This window comes from Streptosporangium canum (genome assembly GCF_900113865.1).
Taxonomy (GTDB): Bacteria; Actinomycetota; Actinomycetes; order Streptosporangiales; family Streptosporangiaceae; genus Streptosporangium; species Streptosporangium canum.
This window is the reverse complement of sequence record NZ_FOQY01000010.1, coordinates 52,981-66,965: the sequence shown is the minus strand read 5'-3', so window position 1 is coordinate 66,965 and position 13,985 is coordinate 52,981. Positions and strand designations below refer to the sequence as shown.

The window sequence follows — 13,985 nt, the reverse complement described above, 5'->3', positions numbered from 1 at the left end:
CGCAACCCAGAGATTTCTACGAGCGGCAGCAGGTGATGGCAGCTCAGTAGGGCTCCCAATCACCTCGGTAGAAGCGTGGCCTTGGTGCTCTCAGGGGTGAAGGGGGGCCGGGACGATCAGCAGGCGACACGGCCATTCGGCTCTCGGTCATGAACTGAACGCTGTCCTTGCCCCGGGAGCCGACTCCAGCACTCGCGTGTTGGCGGCGCGACTCAAAGTAGATCATGTACGTGCTGGATGAACCTGTGCCACTCGCCTGGCCGGGTGCTGCTGTGCTTGTTGTGCTTCAGGGTCAGTTCCAGGGTCTTCTTGAGGGGGACCGGTGACTGCATGATGGCTTCGTTTCGCTGTGCGAGCCTGGTCATTTCCTCTCGCGTGGGTGGCCGGTTGCTCTTTTGGCCGTTGCAGCGCGCGTGAGTCGGGGCCAGGTTCCAGACCGCGTCCAAGTCCAGAGGCGTGTCCTGGTCTCCGGAACGGAGAAGCCTCATGAACGAGTAGGGGAACACGTGGTCAACGGCGATGTCGTCGTTCGGCGTGATGGATTCCGCGCAGATCAGGCAGAGGCCGCGTTGGAAGCCGATGACCGCGTCCGTGACGCCGGCGACCGATCGGCGGCGCTGTCGGTCGGTGATCTGCAGGGTGGTCAGGTCCACGACGACACCCTCACGGATCAGGCTCTGGCCGATCCCGATGGCGAAGGACGTCTCCACGATGCTCCAGCGGGCTGACAGTTCGCCCCGCAGAGTCGCGGCCTGTTCCGACCCGGCGATGTCGCGGAGTTCCTTGCTCAGCCGGACGACCCGTTCGTGGGAGCGGCCGGTCACCTCGTAGAAGCGATGCGGCACCTCCGCTCCTTCGCCACGCAGGTTGTGGAACTTCTGCATCACCATCCTGGGCATCGAGTCGATAGCCGCCGCCAGCAGCTCTTCGGTGGGGCTCCCGAGCCTGAGCGACTCAGCGGCCTCTCGCTCGGCTACCGAGAGGAAGTCCTTCTCTCCCAGTTCGCCTTTCTGGGATACTTGAGGTGCCTGGCCGAGATGGCGTACCAACTCCATCGCGTACGGCACCGCCAGGTCTCGGAGCAGGATCTCCGACCGGCCTTCGGCGGCGGCGTCCAGAAGCGCGGAGCCGAGGGCGAACTTGTAGGTACGGCTGTTCGCCCCTATCAGTACGGCCATGCGCCACGAGGACCGTGCGCTCTGTTCCCAATGAGAGAGATCCAGCCCCATATGACGACCGCCACCCTTGGTGTGTATTTGTCGAAATACAGGCCATTTTCACCGCTCGTGCAGGGAAACGCGCACGACGGAGGAGCCTGGTAGTCTCCGGGTTTTCCGAAAGAGGCCATCCGTGCGTGAAGGAGTGCTCTGAGGTGGGGAAACTCGTGCGGGACAGGATTCCGGAGATCATTCGGGAGCGCGGCGGGGAACCGGTGGTGACCGTGCTCGGGGAGGCCGAGTATCGCGGGGCGCTGCTGGAGAAGCTGTTCGAGGAGTCGGCTGAGCTGCGGGAGGCCGCGGCGACCGAGGTGGCCGAGGAGATCGCCGACGTGCTCGAAGTGCTGCGGGCCATCGCCACGCTGCACGGGCACGAGTGGGCGGACATCGAGAAGGTCGCCGAGGTCAAGCGAGCCGAGCGAGGGGCGTTCCTCGAACGCGTCTACCTCGAAGGATGAGGTAATCAGGGGCAATCTGTGGTCCTTCCTCCCCGCCCCTAACGCCACCCTCCGGAGTCCGGCGAATGATCGAAAATGGGTTGATCTTCTCGGTAGGGTGAACGCGCATGCCGGTTCGAAACCGAGCCGTTCCGTGTGGGGGGCTGTAGCGCAGTCGGCCGTCGCGCTTTCTCCGGCAGGGGAAGAGAAATCCAGCCGGCCCCCACCCCATGGAGGATGACGTGGACTCCGAGACTGTCTGGACGGTCCTGCGAGCGCTTGGCGAGGCCAGGAGGCTCCCGCTGGACGATCCGGATCGCAGGTGGATCGCGCACGCGGCGCTCGCACTGGTCCGTGATGGGCAGCAGCGCCACAAGCAGGACCGTGATCACGTCGCGAAAGAGGCCGACGCCGCGGTGCTGGCGGCCACCGCGATGGGCAGTCCAGACCGGGTAATCGACGTTCCCATCTCGGAGAGACCGGTGGGGGAGCCGGCCGGAGAGCTGCGCAGGGCGCGGCGTTGCTACGTCTGCAAGGAGCACTTCACCCGGGTGGGCAGCCTGTATCACCTGCTCTGCCCCTTGTGCGCGGCGTCCACGCCGCGCGCCGTACGGCCCGTGCCGACCTGTCGGGGCGGCGGGCGCTGGTCACCGGGGGGCGGACGAAGATAGGGCACCAGCTCGCGCTGAAGATGCTCCGCGACGGTGCCCATGTCACGGTCACTACCCGCTTTCCGGCCGACGCCGTCAGGAGGTTCGCCAAAACCGGCGACTGGGCCGGGCGTCTGGAGGTCGTCGGGATTGATCTGCGCGACCCCCGGCAGGTCATCGCGCTCTGCGACCGGTTTCTGGCGTCCGGGGACCCGTTGGACATCCTGGCCAACAACGCCGCCCAGACCTTGCGCAGACCGCCGTCGGCCTATGCCGCCCTGGCCAAGGGCGAGCGATCCGAGCTCCCGCCGGGGGCGTCGACGGTTCCGGGATTTGTGCTGATCGCCGGACTCCGCTGGACGTGATCGACGGTGCCGCGCGGGTCTACGACCCGATTGTGCGCGGCGAGGCGGGCCATCCAGTGCACGGGGTCTTCCTCGGAACCAGCGAGGCTGATCTTGGCGGATGGGGTGGAGGAACTCTACGTTTCGGCCGCGGGCCTGGGAGATCAGGGGGTCAAGACGCTGGCGAGAGCCGTACGGCCCGGGCGGCTGTCGGTGGCCAGCAGCGCCATCGGGGCCGTCGCCGCATCCGGAGGTCGCCGCCGTGCGGAGCGTGCACCGGGCCGCTCGACAGGCGTAGAGCTCGCCGAAAACTCGGATGCGCGGAGGTCGTTCACCTGCGACAGTGCCTGACTGTGAACATCAACGAGGTCGTCATCCGGCGCGCGGAGGGTTCTGACGCCTCCGCAGTGGCTGAGGTGCGGCTGCGCTCCTACATGGCGGCGCTGCCGACGGTCCGCCGGGCGCACACCGACGAGAAGGTGCGCGAGTGGTTCCTGCAGGTGGTCGTGCCGTCCCGTGAAACCTGGGTGGCGACCGCGGAGGGTTCCGTGGTCAGGATGATGGTGCTCGACGGCGACCATCTGGACCAGCTCTACCTGGATCCGTTCTGGCGTGGCCGTACCATCGGCGACCAGCTCGTCACGCTGGCCAAGAAGCGCCGACCGGACGGGCTGGAGTTGTGGACGTTCCAGGTCAACGGGCCGGCCCGGCGGTTCTACGAACGGCACGGCTTCGTCGCGGTCGAGCGGACCGACGGGCGGGACAACGAGGAACGCGAGCCGGATATCCGATACGTGTGGCGACCCGCCTGATCGCGCCGGAGGGGAGGGGATGGTCTTTCCGCAGAGCCGTTGGGCCGCTACTCCATCTCCAGTCGTAGTTTTTCCTGCCACACGATATCGGGACGGATGATCTTCATTCCTTCAATGGTCTGCCCAAGGGGGAAGCCATCGTCGCATGTCATGAAGTAGCCGCACTTCGCGCGGAGCGCGGCTGCCAGATGCAGTGCGTCGGTTGCGCCGAAGGGCTTCGAGCCTTTTTCGTGTTGTGATCCGTAAGCATCGCGAAGGCAAACGGCTTCGCGGACGAGATATCGGTCTATGTCGACCCATATGGTGCCAGGCGAAATGAACCACGTTCGGAGTCGCTCGCGTACTTTCTCAGAGCGTTCCTGGCGTAGGCGCGCGTTGCCGTTGCAAAGGACCTCGGCCTCGATCAGAGGAGAGGCGGCCATCTCGGCCTCTCGGGCGAAGATTCCATCGAATAGGGCGACTGCGCTGCGCCACCGTTCCTCGCCCGTGCTCTTGTTGATGTCCTCATTACGTGTGATCAAGTCGAGATATACGTTGGCGTCGGGATATATGCGAGGGAGGCTAGGCACGCCTGACCTCCCGGATGTAGTCGTCGACGCTCTGACCGCCCAGCCAGTCCGGTGCGATCCCTAGCAGTTCTGAAACCGGTGCGAGCGCTTCTGGTTCTTCGGGGAGGAGTTCTAGGTGTTCGATTTCGATCTTCACCACCTGTCCCCGATCGTTGCGCCATATCGTTCCACGAGCCAGTACCCGCTTACGCCACATGCTCTCGACAACGGTCTGCATCTCGGCAGGAAGTCGTCCGAGGACGGCTCGTCGCGTTGAGGGGTCGAACAGGCTCACCGAGGACACGCCCTTGTTCAGGCGACGCACGCTCATCTGGTCGATCCAGCCGGCTACCGACCCGAGGGAGGTCTGTGTTCCGGTCACGGCGAGCCGGGCATGTTCGCGAACAGGTTCAGATACGGGGAAATGCGGACCTACCGCGTCGTTGACCGTGGCGAAAGAGACTTCCTGGATGCCTTTGCCGGGGTTTCCGATCTTCAGTAGCCGCTCGACAGTTGTTGCGGTGTAGTACTGGGGAACTTCGGGAGTCTCCTGAAGCTGTTCTACTCCGGAGACCAGCGCGTGGATAGAGGCAAGCAGAGAGGCATAGTCGCGGCGCGGAGTTTCCCTGGCGGTCAGGCGTACAACGAGCTCTTGGTCATCATGGCCAAGGTCCTGCACGATCCACTCTGGTCTGGCCGTTTTCTGTCGAGCGAAGACATGATCGATCTCATTCAGCGCATGCTGGACTTGAGCGAGAGTATCGGTGTACCGCGTGAGATCAACCCGATCTCTCCCCTCGCGGAGGCGGATTTCCAACGCATTGGCACTCATGACTTCACCGTAACGGGGCTGGCGTGGCAGGACCATCAGCCTGGGCCGTCGTTCGCGCTGCGCCATCATCGGCTCCTCGGCAGTAGGGGATCTGCGGCCCGGTCGAGCGCCACGTCAGCATCATCAACTGTCAGCCGAGTCCGAGTGATCGCTTCTGCCAAAAAAGGTCGAACCTCGGGACATCCTCGAAATTTGTCAGTCCTCGTCGTCAAAATCGACGGTAACTCTCCAACCTCGCCCCCGGAGGTCTGCCGATGGCAAGACGCCGTACACCGGCCAGACGGAGACCACGCCGTCGCAAGGGCAACGCGGACTGGTTCCCTTGGCTGGTCGCCGCCATCGTCCTTGTAGTGGTCGCCAAATGGTTCATTGACCTGGTCCTCGCCAACTGGCCACTGGTTCTCGGCCTCGCGGTCGTGCTGGTGGCGGGTCTGGTCGGCATGCTCGTGGTCCGGCGTCGAATGATCGACGCCCGGCAGCGGGAATGGCTGAGAGAAAATGCTCACCTTGAACGTGTCGACCGTATGACCGGCGTTCAGTTCGAATCCCTCGTCGAGGCCCTGCTCCAGCGTGACGGGTTCCACAAGGTCCACAGGATCGGCGGCAGCGGTGATGGCGGTGTCGACGTCATCGGAACCGCGCCCACTGGAGACCGCTTTGTCGTCCAGTGCAAGCGCTGGACCAAATCCGTCGGTTCTCCTGAGGTACGTAACCTCCTCGGTGCCCTCCACGCCTATCCAGATCACCGTGGGGTTCTCGTCGCCACGGCGCACTTCACCGCTCCGGCCAAACAGTGTGCGGTGGGAACGGACCTGATCCTGATCGATCGTGAGCAACTCGCCGCTTGGCTGACCGGATCTTTTGCCCTTGCTCTGTCAGCGCGCGCAACCGGTGGTTCATGGCCTTTGCGCCGGCCCGTATCGCCCCCTCCTGAGAGTGACCTGGGCCTTGAGGACGCAGGATGAGGGGCTGACCGGGTCAGCTTATGGGCCGCTCGTCCAGGTATCAGCGGCGGAGCCGGTTGAGGATCGCCTGCACCGTGCCGTCCTTGAGGCTCTCGGCGGTCGCCCCGTCGACCTCGCTGCCTCCCAGGAGTGAGGAGTTGGCGGCGTTGACGACGGCGTTGACGTTCTGCGTGGTGATGTCCCCCTGGACCAGCGTGATCCTCGTAAAAGCCGAGTCTGCCAGCAGAGCCTGGAACGAGAGCATGCATCACTTTGTCGATCGGCTCCCTTCGTGGGCGGACATCGAGAAGGTCGCCGAGGCCAAGAGGGCTGAGCGAGGGGCGTTCCTCGAACGCGTCTACCTCGAAGGATGACGTAATCGGGGCAATCTGTGGTCCTTCCTCCCGCCCCTAACACCGCCCTCCGGAGTCCGGCAAATGATCAAAAATGGGTTTATCTTCTCGGTAGGGTGGACACAGTGCCGGTTTGAAACTGAGCCGTTCTGCGTGGGGGCTGTAGCGCAGTTGGCCGTCGCGCTTTCTCTCACAGCCGCCGCGGCGCTGGTGGCCACCGCGATGGGCGGTCCAGACCGGGTGATCGACGCTCCCATCTCGGAGAGATCGATGGGGGAGCCGGCCGAGCTGCCGGAGGTCCAGGTGGTCAACGCGGTCGCGCCGTTCCTGCTGATCGACCGGCTGCTGCCGTTGCTGCTCACCGCGCCTTTCCCATGCCGGTACATCGTGAACATGTCGGCGGTGGAGGGACAGTTCGTGGTGCCGCGGGTCTACGACCCGATCGTGCGCGGCGAGGCGGGCGACCCGGTGCAGGGCGTCTTCCTCAAGGACTACGCGGAGGCACCGTGGTAGGCGGGCCGCACGGCGGGGATCGTACGGGCAGCATGGTGGCCGGGCGGCGCGACCAGAACGACGCTGCCCACAAGGATCACACGGGCATCGTGACAGCCGAGCCTTACGGCCGGGATCGTGTGGAGATGTTGTGGTAACCGAGTATTCCGGCAAGGACCATGCCGAGCCGCGCGCCCTCGATGGGTGGCCACGGTTCTCGGTCGCTCCGGACGGCTGCGGCGGCCCATGAAGCGGAGAGACAGGTACGTTTCAGCCAGGTGGAGCCTCGCGCGCCCACCGGGGCGGCTCGCGTCTGACGGCTTCGATCGCCGCGCGGGTGGGTCGTCCGACCGAATCGGGGACCCGGTCGAGGGGGACGCCGAGCGCCTCAGCCCAGAGGGCGCGCCAGGAGAGCCGCCGGGCGGCTTTCCGCTCGGCGCGGTGACGGCGACGGTCGGCCTCCGCCCGGGCCGCGGACTCGTCCCGCAGCCACGGCGGGGTTTTCCGGAGCAGTCCCGCGACGTGGTCGGCCGCCCAACGGCCGCTTGCCGGGCGGAGCCGCCGGATCACGTCGGCGGGTATGCCGAACATCTCGGCCACAGACTCGTCGGACAGCCGGGAGGCCGCTCGGGTGGCCTGGTCGACGGCGGCTCGCTCGGCTCGGCGCCGCTGGGAGGCTTCTTCGGCGGCACGCCGCTCCTCCGCGTGGACGGCTCGTTGCAACTCCACCTCCGCACGCGCCCGCAGTAGCCATGCAGGAGGTGAGGAGGCCGCCTCGCGGAGGAGGGGGGCCAGTAGGTGGCCGCCGAACTGGGGCAGCTCGGCTGGGATCATCTCAATGGGCACACCCAGCTCCTGTTCCGCGTCCCGGGGCGAGACCAGGAGACGGATGAGCTCCACTGATCTCGGGGTGAGTTCGGCAAGCATCGCCTCCAGCTCGGTACGAGAGAGGCGGGCATCGCGCAGCATCTCGGTGAGCGGTGGGACGCGGGGGTCCGCCATGCGCTGAAGGGGTCTGAGAGGCCCCGGCCAGACGCCGGCGGCGGCCATCAGCGCAGCGGCCCACAGCAGGACACGTACGCAGTCCGCGTCGAGGGTGGGCTTGGTCGTCTCTATCTCCGCGCGGGCCACGACGGCGCGTGCGAGGTTCAGCTTGCGGGTCTGGACGGCCTTTCTGGCGGCCTCAGAGCGAGAGACCGCCCGCGCGGCGGCGCGTAGCTCAGCGTCCGCATGGACGTGGTCGGCCAGAGCGTCCACATCAGCGGCACGGTAGTAGCGGACGGTGAGGGTCTGGCCGTACTTCCGGATCTGCTCGGTGGCCACGGGTGCCAGACCGGCGGCGGCAGTGATCCGTTTGAAGCGGTCGGCCGAGACGCCGAGCCTGGCCGACGCCTCGGTAATGGTGCAGCGGCGCTCCGCGGCGAGGAGTCGCCGGAAGTGCTCGATGTCGGCTTCGGCCGCCCTGACGGAGACGGGATCGAAGGTCCGGTCGGGAAGGCGCCGGAGCAGGCCGGTCGTGGTCGCGAGCTCGATCTCCCAGACGCTGAGCCCGAGCAGTTGCCGGACCGCGTTCCTGCCCAGGCCCCGTGCCATGGCCCCACCTCCCGTGTCGGACGTCAGTGTGCCGGGCCGCTACGACATTTCAGCGAGTCGTCATCCGGCTACGGAGAGCAACCGAGACGCCGTCGTGGGTGTGGCAGACGTCATCCCCCGTAGCTCGCCGTTACCGGAGACGGCGGCTTCGCACTGTGTGCTGCGCACCCGGGGGCGGATCACCGCCACCGGGTTCACCGACGAACATCACCGGGCGACTGCTCGGTGCCAACCGGGACTACGAAACCGGGACTACGAGGGGAAGCCGTCAGTGCCTGCGCTTCCTGCCGTGGCCGCTGGGGCGGCCCCGCGAGCCGGGCGCCGGGCTCCGCACGAGGCGCAGCCGGCTGTTCCGGGCCAGCATCGGCTCGTACACCAGCGTGCGCAGCTCCTCCAGGGCCGCTCGCGCGGGATGCCCCGAATCCAGCACCTCCGCGACGAGTTCGGGCGCGTTCCTGCCCGCCGACTCGCCGAGCTGCTCCATGACGGCCTCGGGGCCGCCCAGCTCCAGCAGGAGGATCAACCCCTCGGCCATCAGCAGGGAGTGCTCGTCGGCGGTGAAGTTCTCGGGGCGCAGCTCTCCCGCCTCCAGGAGGGCGGTCAGGACGAGAGGCCCCAGCACCGGATCACGCCGGAGCCCCGTCTGCGTCGACCGGCCGCCGGGAAGTACCTTCACCAGGGTGGCGAGCATGGCGGAGGCGCGGGTGCGGAAGGGGCAGGCGCGTATGGCGTCCAGCAGCGGCTCGACGTCACCTCCGTGCGCCGCCAGCCAGCCTTCGAGCTCGACCGCAGCCGTCTCCTGGGGGTAGTGCTGGGCGAGCACGCCCAGCAGTTCGCCTGCCGTGGCGTCTGTCAGCTCCCCGACCAGCGGGGCATCCCGCCCGTCGGCGAGCATCCGCTCCCGTACGGCTCGCGTGCCCAGGGGTGTCAGCCGTACCAGCGGGCCCGGCTCCGCCAGGCGCGCCAGGAGCCGGGTGCGTGCCTCGGGCGGCAGCGGCAGGTCCTCCTCGGTGAGCTCGAACTCGTCGAAGACGCCGGGACGCAGATCACTGGAGTACAGCTCGTCGGGCACGCCGTGGCTCAGCTCGACGGCACCGAGGCCGGAAAGGGCGTCGAACACCGCCAGCAGCTCCCGCTCGACCTGACGGCGCCAGAGGTCCTGACGGAAACCGTCCTCCTCGGGGTCGATCAGGAAGTACTCCTGACAGGCCAGCCACACCGTCTCCTGCAGCCGGGCCACGGGGATCGGGGTCGGCAGGCTGTACATCGTGTTCAGCACATCGGGCAGCAGCACGTCGAACGCCGTGGCGAGCATCGAGGAGCGGTACCACCCGGAAGCGGGTACGCAGATCGCGGCGCCCAGCTCGAAGACCGCCTCGAACGCGCGCCGCCACAGCGCCTCCGGGTCACGCAGGACGGGGGCGGCCTTGGCCACCGGGACCAGGCGGCCCGTGCGCACCCGCACCAGGCCCGTCTTCTTCGCCCACGCCAGCAGGAGGCCCACTTGGGGCATCTCGGCGGAACTGCGCACCCGCAGATCCTGCTCCCCGGTGCCCAGCAGCGCCGCCAGCTCGCGGGCGTCGGCCAGCCGCAGGTTTCCGGTCTTGGTGAGGGGCTGCCCGCCCGTCCCCACCCAGCCGGTCAGGGCGGTCAGCTGCCGTACGACCTCGCTCCGGGCGGCCTCGGCGGCGAGTTCGGCGGCGGGAGGGATGGTGACGGGAGGCTGGGGGAAGGCCCGTTCGTCGTCGGGGACGGCGCCGGCGAACTCGGCTGCGAGGAGCTTGTCGAGCACGTCGGCGTCGAACCGTATCCGGCCCGCGTCGACGTCGCGCTGGAACCTGGCTACTGCCCTTTCGTCGTCGAGGACGATGCCGTTGTCGAGGGCGGTCTGCGCCCAGAACTTCCCGATGCCCTGCCGGACCGGGTCGGCCAGCGCCGCCGGATACTCCGCCTCGGCCTCGGCCACGGCCGCCTCCAGCTCCGCCGAGGAGGCACCCCGAGGGTCGCGCAGGCCGGACGCGGCGAGGTAGCGCAGGAGTGTCAGCAGGCTTTCCGGCGCGGTGGCGAGGACATCCCGCTCGGCCACGAGGTGCCGGGGAATCCATTCCAGCAGGAAACGCCGTACCTGCCGCGCGTCCCAGTAGGCCAGCCGCCCGTCGCGGCTGCGGTGCCGCGCGTCCAGGGCCGCCGCCAGCATCGCCTCGTCGGCCCACATGCCGTGCTCACCCGCCCAGGCGAGGCAGCGGCGGACCAGCAGGTCTTTCGCCGACTCGAACTCCTCGGCCTCCTCGGGATCGAAATGTGTCCGCACCATGAACCCCCGTACTCATGTTGCCGCGACCAGGTCGACTGGACCGGCATGATCCTCACGAAGGCCGAGTCTGCCAGCAGGGTCGCGGTATACGTTTCGTTTCTTCCCGCTCCGACGCTAATCACGTCCACGGACCGCCGGATACCTTCCACTCTGGCTAGGCTTGACGGCCATGACGCAACTGAGCAAGGCGGAGCTGGACGCGCTGGTCGAGGAGGCCGTCGTCGATGCCTACGATGAAGACGAGCAGCTCTCCGGGTTCCACGTCATGATCGACGAACATCTGGCGCTGCCGTTCCAGACGACCGTCCTGGGGGTCGAGGTCACGGTCAAGAAGATCGATCTGCTCCCGGGGCGCGGGATCGTCGCGATCTGCGTCCGCGGGTCACACCGGCAGGCGATCGGCATCCTCGACCTTCCGCTGCCGGCTCCGCCGCCCGGAGGCTCGGAGTGGATCGAGGCCTACCGGCACTGGGGGTCCTGACGATGAGCGAATATCAGTACTACGAGTTCCTGGCGGTGGACCGTCCCCTGGACGCCCGTCAGCAGGCCGAGGTCCGTGCGCTGTCCACCCGGGCCCGGATCACCGCCACCAGCTTCACCAACGAATACCACTGGGGCGACTTCCGCGGCGATCCGCGCCGGATGATGGAGCGCTACTACGACGCCCATCTGTATCTGGCCAACTGGGGCACGCACCGGGTGATGCTCCGGCTGCCGCGCCTCCTCCTCGACCTGGACGTCGCCGAGCGGTACTGCGTCGGGGAGCAGGTATCGGCGTGGGTCTCGGGCGAGCATCTCATCCTCGATCTGACCAGCGAAGACGAGTCGGGCGAGTGGGATGAGTACGCGGAGGACTCTCTGTCGGCCATCGTCGGGGTCCGGGCCGAACTCGGCGCCGGTGATCTGCGGCCTCTCTACCTCGCCTGGCTGGCGGCCTTCGGCGGGTGGGAGCGCGACGAGGACGCCTTCGACGACGCCGACGAGGACGGGCTTGAGCCCCCGGTGCCGGCGGGGCTGGGGTCGCTGAGCGCGTCCCAGCGGGCACTGGCCGACTTCCTCCGTCTCGACGCCGATCTGCTCGCCGTCGCGGCCGAGGCGAGCCCGGCGCCGGCCGTCGTGCGGGACGATCCGCGCAGGCTGGCCAAGGGCATCGCCGAGCTGACCGAGACCGAGAAGGACGGACTGCTGCTGAGGGTCGTCCAGGACCAGGGGGCACAGGTCCGGATGGAGCTGCTGCGCCGGTTCCGCGGCGGACCCGGGAGTGACGACGGTGATCTTCCCCGGCGTAGTGTGGCCGAGCTGCTGGACGCCGCGGCGGAGCGTCGTCAGGGACGCGAGCGCCGTGACGCGGCCAGGCGCGCCGCGGAAGAGGCCCGCCGCGAGCAGGAGCGGGCGCTGGCCCGGGAGAAGCGGCTGGAAGCGCTGGCCAGGGACGAGGACGGAGCCTGGCTGCGCGTCGACGCGATGATCGGCGCCAGGAAGGCGAGCGAGTACGACGCGGCCGTCGAGCTCCTGAAGGATCTGCGGGCCGTGGCCGAGCGCGCCGGCCGTCTCGGCGACTTCACACAGCGCTTCACGCTCCTGCGCCACCAGCATCTGCGCAAGCCCAGCCTCATCGAGCGGTTCGACCGCGCCCGGCTCGACCATCCGCCTACCGGCTGACGGGACGCCCGGCGTCTTCGGCCGCGACGAAAGGGAGCCGGCCGCCCTCCACCCGTACGGCTCGCCGTACCATCGCGGCCGCTCGCGGGTCGGCGCGGTCGACCTCGGTGCGGGCGGTGCCGAGCCGGGTCTGGGAGGCGGGTGTGATGCCGGAGGGCCGGACCGGCGCGCGGCAGGGACATCCCCGAATGCCCACCGAGGAGTTGGAGGAGTTCGACGACCACGTCGTTGGTCTGGGCAAGGTCGTGCACGAGTCCGGGCGGCCCGAGGCGGGATCATGATGGATGCGGCTCCCCGTTCCGGGCCGGAACCGCGCCCCCCGTACGGCATGTGCCTGGTCGTGGCGGGGTGCTCAGCCCGCGGCCCCGCAGAACACCTTGACAGCGATGCCCATGACCTCCTGCGTGGACGGGTTGCGGGTCGAGGGGTTGATCGACATGGTGAGGGCCTTGCCCGAGTCGGCGCGGAACGCGAAGGTCTGGTAACCGATCAGTTCGCCGCTGTGGCCCCACACCGTGCCGCACGGCAGGGTGTACGCCTGCAGGCCCAGCCCGTAGCCGAATCCGGCCCCCGTCTTGACGGTCGTGCGCATGGCCCGCAGCGACGCGGCGCTGGTCAGTTTGCCGCTCAGCAGGGCGGACATGAACCGCTCCAGATCCGCCGTGGTCGAGATCATCTCTCCCGCCGCCCAGTCGAGCGAGGGGTTCATCCGCGTGGCGTCCACGAGGTCGGGCACCGGCTCGTACCCCTTGGCGTGCGGCGACGGCACCCCCGCCCGGTCGCCCGGCACCACCGTGTGGCGCAATCCCAGCGGGCGCAGGACGCGGCGCGCGACCTCCGCACCGTAGGCCCGGCCCGTCAGCTTCTCCACCAGCAACCCGAGCACCACGTAGTTGGTGTTGGAGTAGTGCCACAGGCCGTCGTCGGGCAGCTTCTTGGCGAAGGCCACTTCCAGCAGCTCCCGCGGCTGGAAGGAACGGAACCGCGCGTCGCCGCGCCACCGGTTGGTCGAATACCCCGGCTCGCTCATGTAGTCGTGCAGATGGCTGGTGTGGTTGAGCAGCTGGCGGACCGTGATGTGTTCCCCGTCCGGCACCAAACCCGGCAAGTACTGATCGATGGGGTCGTCGAGCCGCACCTTGCCCTCGTCCACGAGCTGGAGCACCACGGTCGCGACGAACGTCTTGGTGACGCTGCCGATCCGGAAGTACCCGCTGGGCGAGGGCTGCCCGCCGCGCCTGATGTCGCGCACCCCCACGGCGTCGGACCAGGTCCGGTCGCCGTCGGAGACCCGCGCCAGAGCGGCTGTCGCCCCGTTGCCCGCCACGATCCTCTCCAACTCGGGGCCTACCCCGGCGCCCTGGCCACCTGCCGCGACGGTTACCGCTACCAGCACGTTCATCATCGTCTGCATCATGGGCTCAACGCTATGGAAGGCCGGCCCGCGGCTGAATGGGGTGCGCCGCCCGTTCCTCCTGCGGAAAACCACAGCACTGCGGAAAACCGCAGCACGAGGCCGGCAAGCGGCGATCATGGCCTTGGAGACCGGCAGGCGCCGATAATCGAGTGATCGGGATAGCGCCTCGCCGGCCATGGGGGGCGGGTACTGCCGCCGCCGAACGGATGCGTACGCTTCCTGTCCACCGGGCCCACGAGACGGGCGGTGTGCGCGAGGCCGTCAGGGCGCTGGAGGCCGTGGCGTCCGCGCGGCAGCCAGCCCCGGTGAACCGGCCGATGACCGACAGAGCCCCTCCCCGAGGGGAAGGGCTCTCCACAATGTGACTGCA

The 13,985-nt window shown here is 68.1% G+C and carries 16 protein-coding genes; 9 read left to right on the top strand and 7 right to left on the bottom strand.

Going from position 1 to position 13,985, the window contains the following annotated elements:
- Positions 1–212: 212 nt before the first annotated feature.
- Entirely contained in the window at positions 213–1,178 is a 966-nt protein-coding gene (locus BM085_RS16830; protein ID WP_218158733.1) for an HNH endonuclease family protein, read from the bottom strand.
- A 194-nt stretch (positions 1,179–1,372) separates the two neighbouring features.
- Between BM085_RS16830 and BM085_RS16825 the strand changes: the two genes are divergently transcribed.
- The 4 genes from BM085_RS16825 to BM085_RS16815 all read left to right on the top strand — a co-directional run bounded on the left by BM085_RS16825 (position 1,373) and on the right by BM085_RS16815 (position 3,460).
- Complete coding sequence (locus BM085_RS16825; protein ID WP_093887915.1) at positions 1,373–1,675, top strand: nucleoside triphosphate pyrophosphohydrolase; 303 nt, start codon at positions 1,373–1,375, stop codon at positions 1,673–1,675.
- Positions 1,676–1,896: 221 nt separating this feature from the next.
- Positions 1,897–2,325: a hypothetical protein gene (locus tag BM085_RS45925; protein WP_245789360.1), complete on the top strand. Its 429-nt coding sequence runs from the start codon at positions 1,897–1,899 to the stop codon at positions 2,323–2,325.
- Positions 2,238–2,669: an SDR family NAD(P)-dependent oxidoreductase gene (locus BM085_RS45920; protein WP_245789359.1), complete on the top strand. Its 432-nt coding sequence runs from the start codon at positions 2,238–2,240 to the stop codon at positions 2,667–2,669. Before BM085_RS45925 ends, BM085_RS45920 begins: the two co-directional genes overlap by 88 nt.
- Positions 2,670–3,001: 332 nt before the next feature.
- Positions 3,002–3,460 carry a GNAT family N-acetyltransferase gene (locus tag BM085_RS16815; protein ID WP_245789358.1) on the top strand — a complete coding sequence of 153 codons (459 nt, stop codon included), beginning with the start codon at positions 3,002–3,004 and terminating at the stop codon, positions 3,458–3,460.
- A 47-nt stretch (positions 3,461–3,507) separates the two neighbouring features.
- Here the strand turns inward: BM085_RS16815 and BM085_RS16810 are convergent, their stop codons facing one another.
- On the bottom strand, positions 3,508–4,029 hold the full coding sequence (locus BM085_RS16810; protein ID WP_093887914.1) for a PIN domain-containing protein: 522 nt from the start codon (positions 4,027–4,029) through the stop codon (positions 3,508–3,510).
- A complete protein-coding gene (locus BM085_RS16805) occupies positions 4,022–4,906 on the bottom strand; it encodes a hypothetical protein (protein WP_143120963.1) in 885 nt (294 codons plus the stop codon). Before BM085_RS16805 ends, BM085_RS16810 begins: the two co-directional genes overlap by 8 nt.
- Before the next feature lie 284 nt (positions 4,907–5,190).
- Here BM085_RS16805 and BM085_RS16800 point away from each other — a divergent pair, with 284 nt between their 5' ends.
- A complete protein-coding gene (locus BM085_RS16800) occupies positions 5,191–5,805 on the top strand; it encodes a restriction endonuclease (protein ID WP_177245139.1) in 615 nt (204 codons plus the stop codon).
- Between the two features lie 40 nt (positions 5,806–5,845).
- On the opposite strand, the gene BM085_RS16795 is transcribed toward BM085_RS16800, so the two are convergent.
- Entirely contained in the window at positions 5,846–6,049 is a 204-nt protein-coding gene (locus BM085_RS16795) for a hypothetical protein (protein WP_093887911.1), read from the bottom strand.
- 241 nt (positions 6,050–6,290) lie between these two features.
- On the opposite strand from BM085_RS16795, the gene BM085_RS16790 reads away from it, so the two are divergent.
- Positions 6,291–6,650 (top strand): hypothetical protein, encoded by a 360-nt coding sequence (locus BM085_RS16790; RefSeq protein ID WP_218158732.1) that lies wholly within the window; start codon positions 6,291–6,293, stop codon positions 6,648–6,650.
- 249 nt (positions 6,651–6,899) lie between these two features.
- Here the strand turns inward: BM085_RS16790 and BM085_RS16785 are convergent, their stop codons facing one another.
- Both BM085_RS16785 and BM085_RS16780 read right to left on the bottom strand, forming a co-directional pair.
- Positions 6,900–8,222, bottom strand: coding sequence for a hypothetical protein (locus BM085_RS16785; RefSeq protein WP_093887910.1), 1,323 nt, complete (start codon positions 8,220–8,222; stop codon positions 6,900–6,902).
- A gap of 268 nt (positions 8,223–8,490) precedes the next feature.
- Positions 8,491–10,536, bottom strand: a complete 2,046-nt coding sequence (locus BM085_RS16780; RefSeq protein WP_093887909.1) for a hypothetical protein — start codon at positions 10,534–10,536, stop codon at positions 8,491–8,493.
- A 169-nt stretch (positions 10,537–10,705) separates the two neighbouring features.
- Here BM085_RS16780 and BM085_RS16775 point away from each other — a divergent pair, with 169 nt between their 5' ends.
- The 3 genes from BM085_RS16775 (at position 10,706) to BM085_RS44465 (ending at position 12,479) form a co-directional block, all read left to right on the top strand.
- Positions 10,706–11,017 carry a calcium-binding protein gene (locus BM085_RS16775; RefSeq protein ID WP_093887908.1) on the top strand — a complete coding sequence of 104 codons (312 nt, stop codon included), beginning with the start codon at positions 10,706–10,708 and terminating at the stop codon, positions 11,015–11,017.
- Positions 11,018–11,019: 2 nt separating this feature from the next.
- Positions 11,020–12,198: a hypothetical protein gene (locus tag BM085_RS16770; RefSeq protein ID WP_093887907.1), complete on the top strand. Its 1,179-nt coding sequence runs from the start codon at positions 11,020–11,022 to the stop codon at positions 12,196–12,198.
- Between the two features lie 116 nt (positions 12,199–12,314).
- The gene (locus BM085_RS44465) at positions 12,315–12,479 is read left to right on the top strand and encodes a hypothetical protein (RefSeq protein ID WP_177245138.1); all 165 of its coding nucleotides are present in this window, start codon (positions 12,315–12,317) and stop codon (positions 12,477–12,479) included.
- 71 nt (positions 12,480–12,550) lie between these two features.
- Here the strand turns inward: BM085_RS44465 and BM085_RS16760 are convergent, their stop codons facing one another.
- Complete coding sequence (locus BM085_RS16760; RefSeq protein ID WP_177245137.1) at positions 12,551–13,615, bottom strand: serine hydrolase domain-containing protein; 1,065 nt, start codon at positions 13,613–13,615, stop codon at positions 12,551–12,553.
- Between the last annotated feature and the right edge of the window lie 370 nt (positions 13,616–13,985).

Bases quoted from the DNA above. Each gene is read 5' to 3' on its own strand.
- BM085_RS16830 (WP_218158733.1), bottom strand. From the start codon at position 1,178: ATGGCCGTACTGATAGGGGCGAACAGCCGTACCTACAAGTTCGCCCTC.
- BM085_RS16805 (WP_143120963.1), bottom strand. From the start codon at position 4,906: ATGGCGCAGCGCGAACGACGGCCCAGGCTGATGGTCCTGCCACGCCAG.
- BM085_RS16795 (WP_093887911.1), bottom strand. From the start codon at position 6,049: ATGCTCTCGTTCCAGGCTCTGCTGGCAGACTCGGCTTTTACGAGGATC.
- BM085_RS16785 (WP_093887910.1), bottom strand. From the start codon at position 8,222: ATGGCACGGGGCCTGGGCAGGAACGCGGTCCGGCAACTGCTCGGGCTC.
- BM085_RS16780 (WP_093887909.1), bottom strand. From the start codon at position 10,536: ATGGTGCGGACACATTTCGATCCCGAGGAGGCCGAGGAGTTCGAGTCG.
- BM085_RS16775 (WP_093887908.1), top strand. From the start codon at position 10,706: ATGACGCAACTGAGCAAGGCGGAGCTGGACGCGCTGGTCGAGGAGGCC.
- BM085_RS16770 (WP_093887907.1), top strand. From the start codon at position 11,020: ATGAGCGAATATCAGTACTACGAGTTCCTGGCGGTGGACCGTCCCCTG.
- BM085_RS16760 (WP_177245137.1), bottom strand. From the start codon at position 13,615: ATGATGCAGACGATGATGAACGTGCTGGTAGCGGTAACCGTCGCGGCA.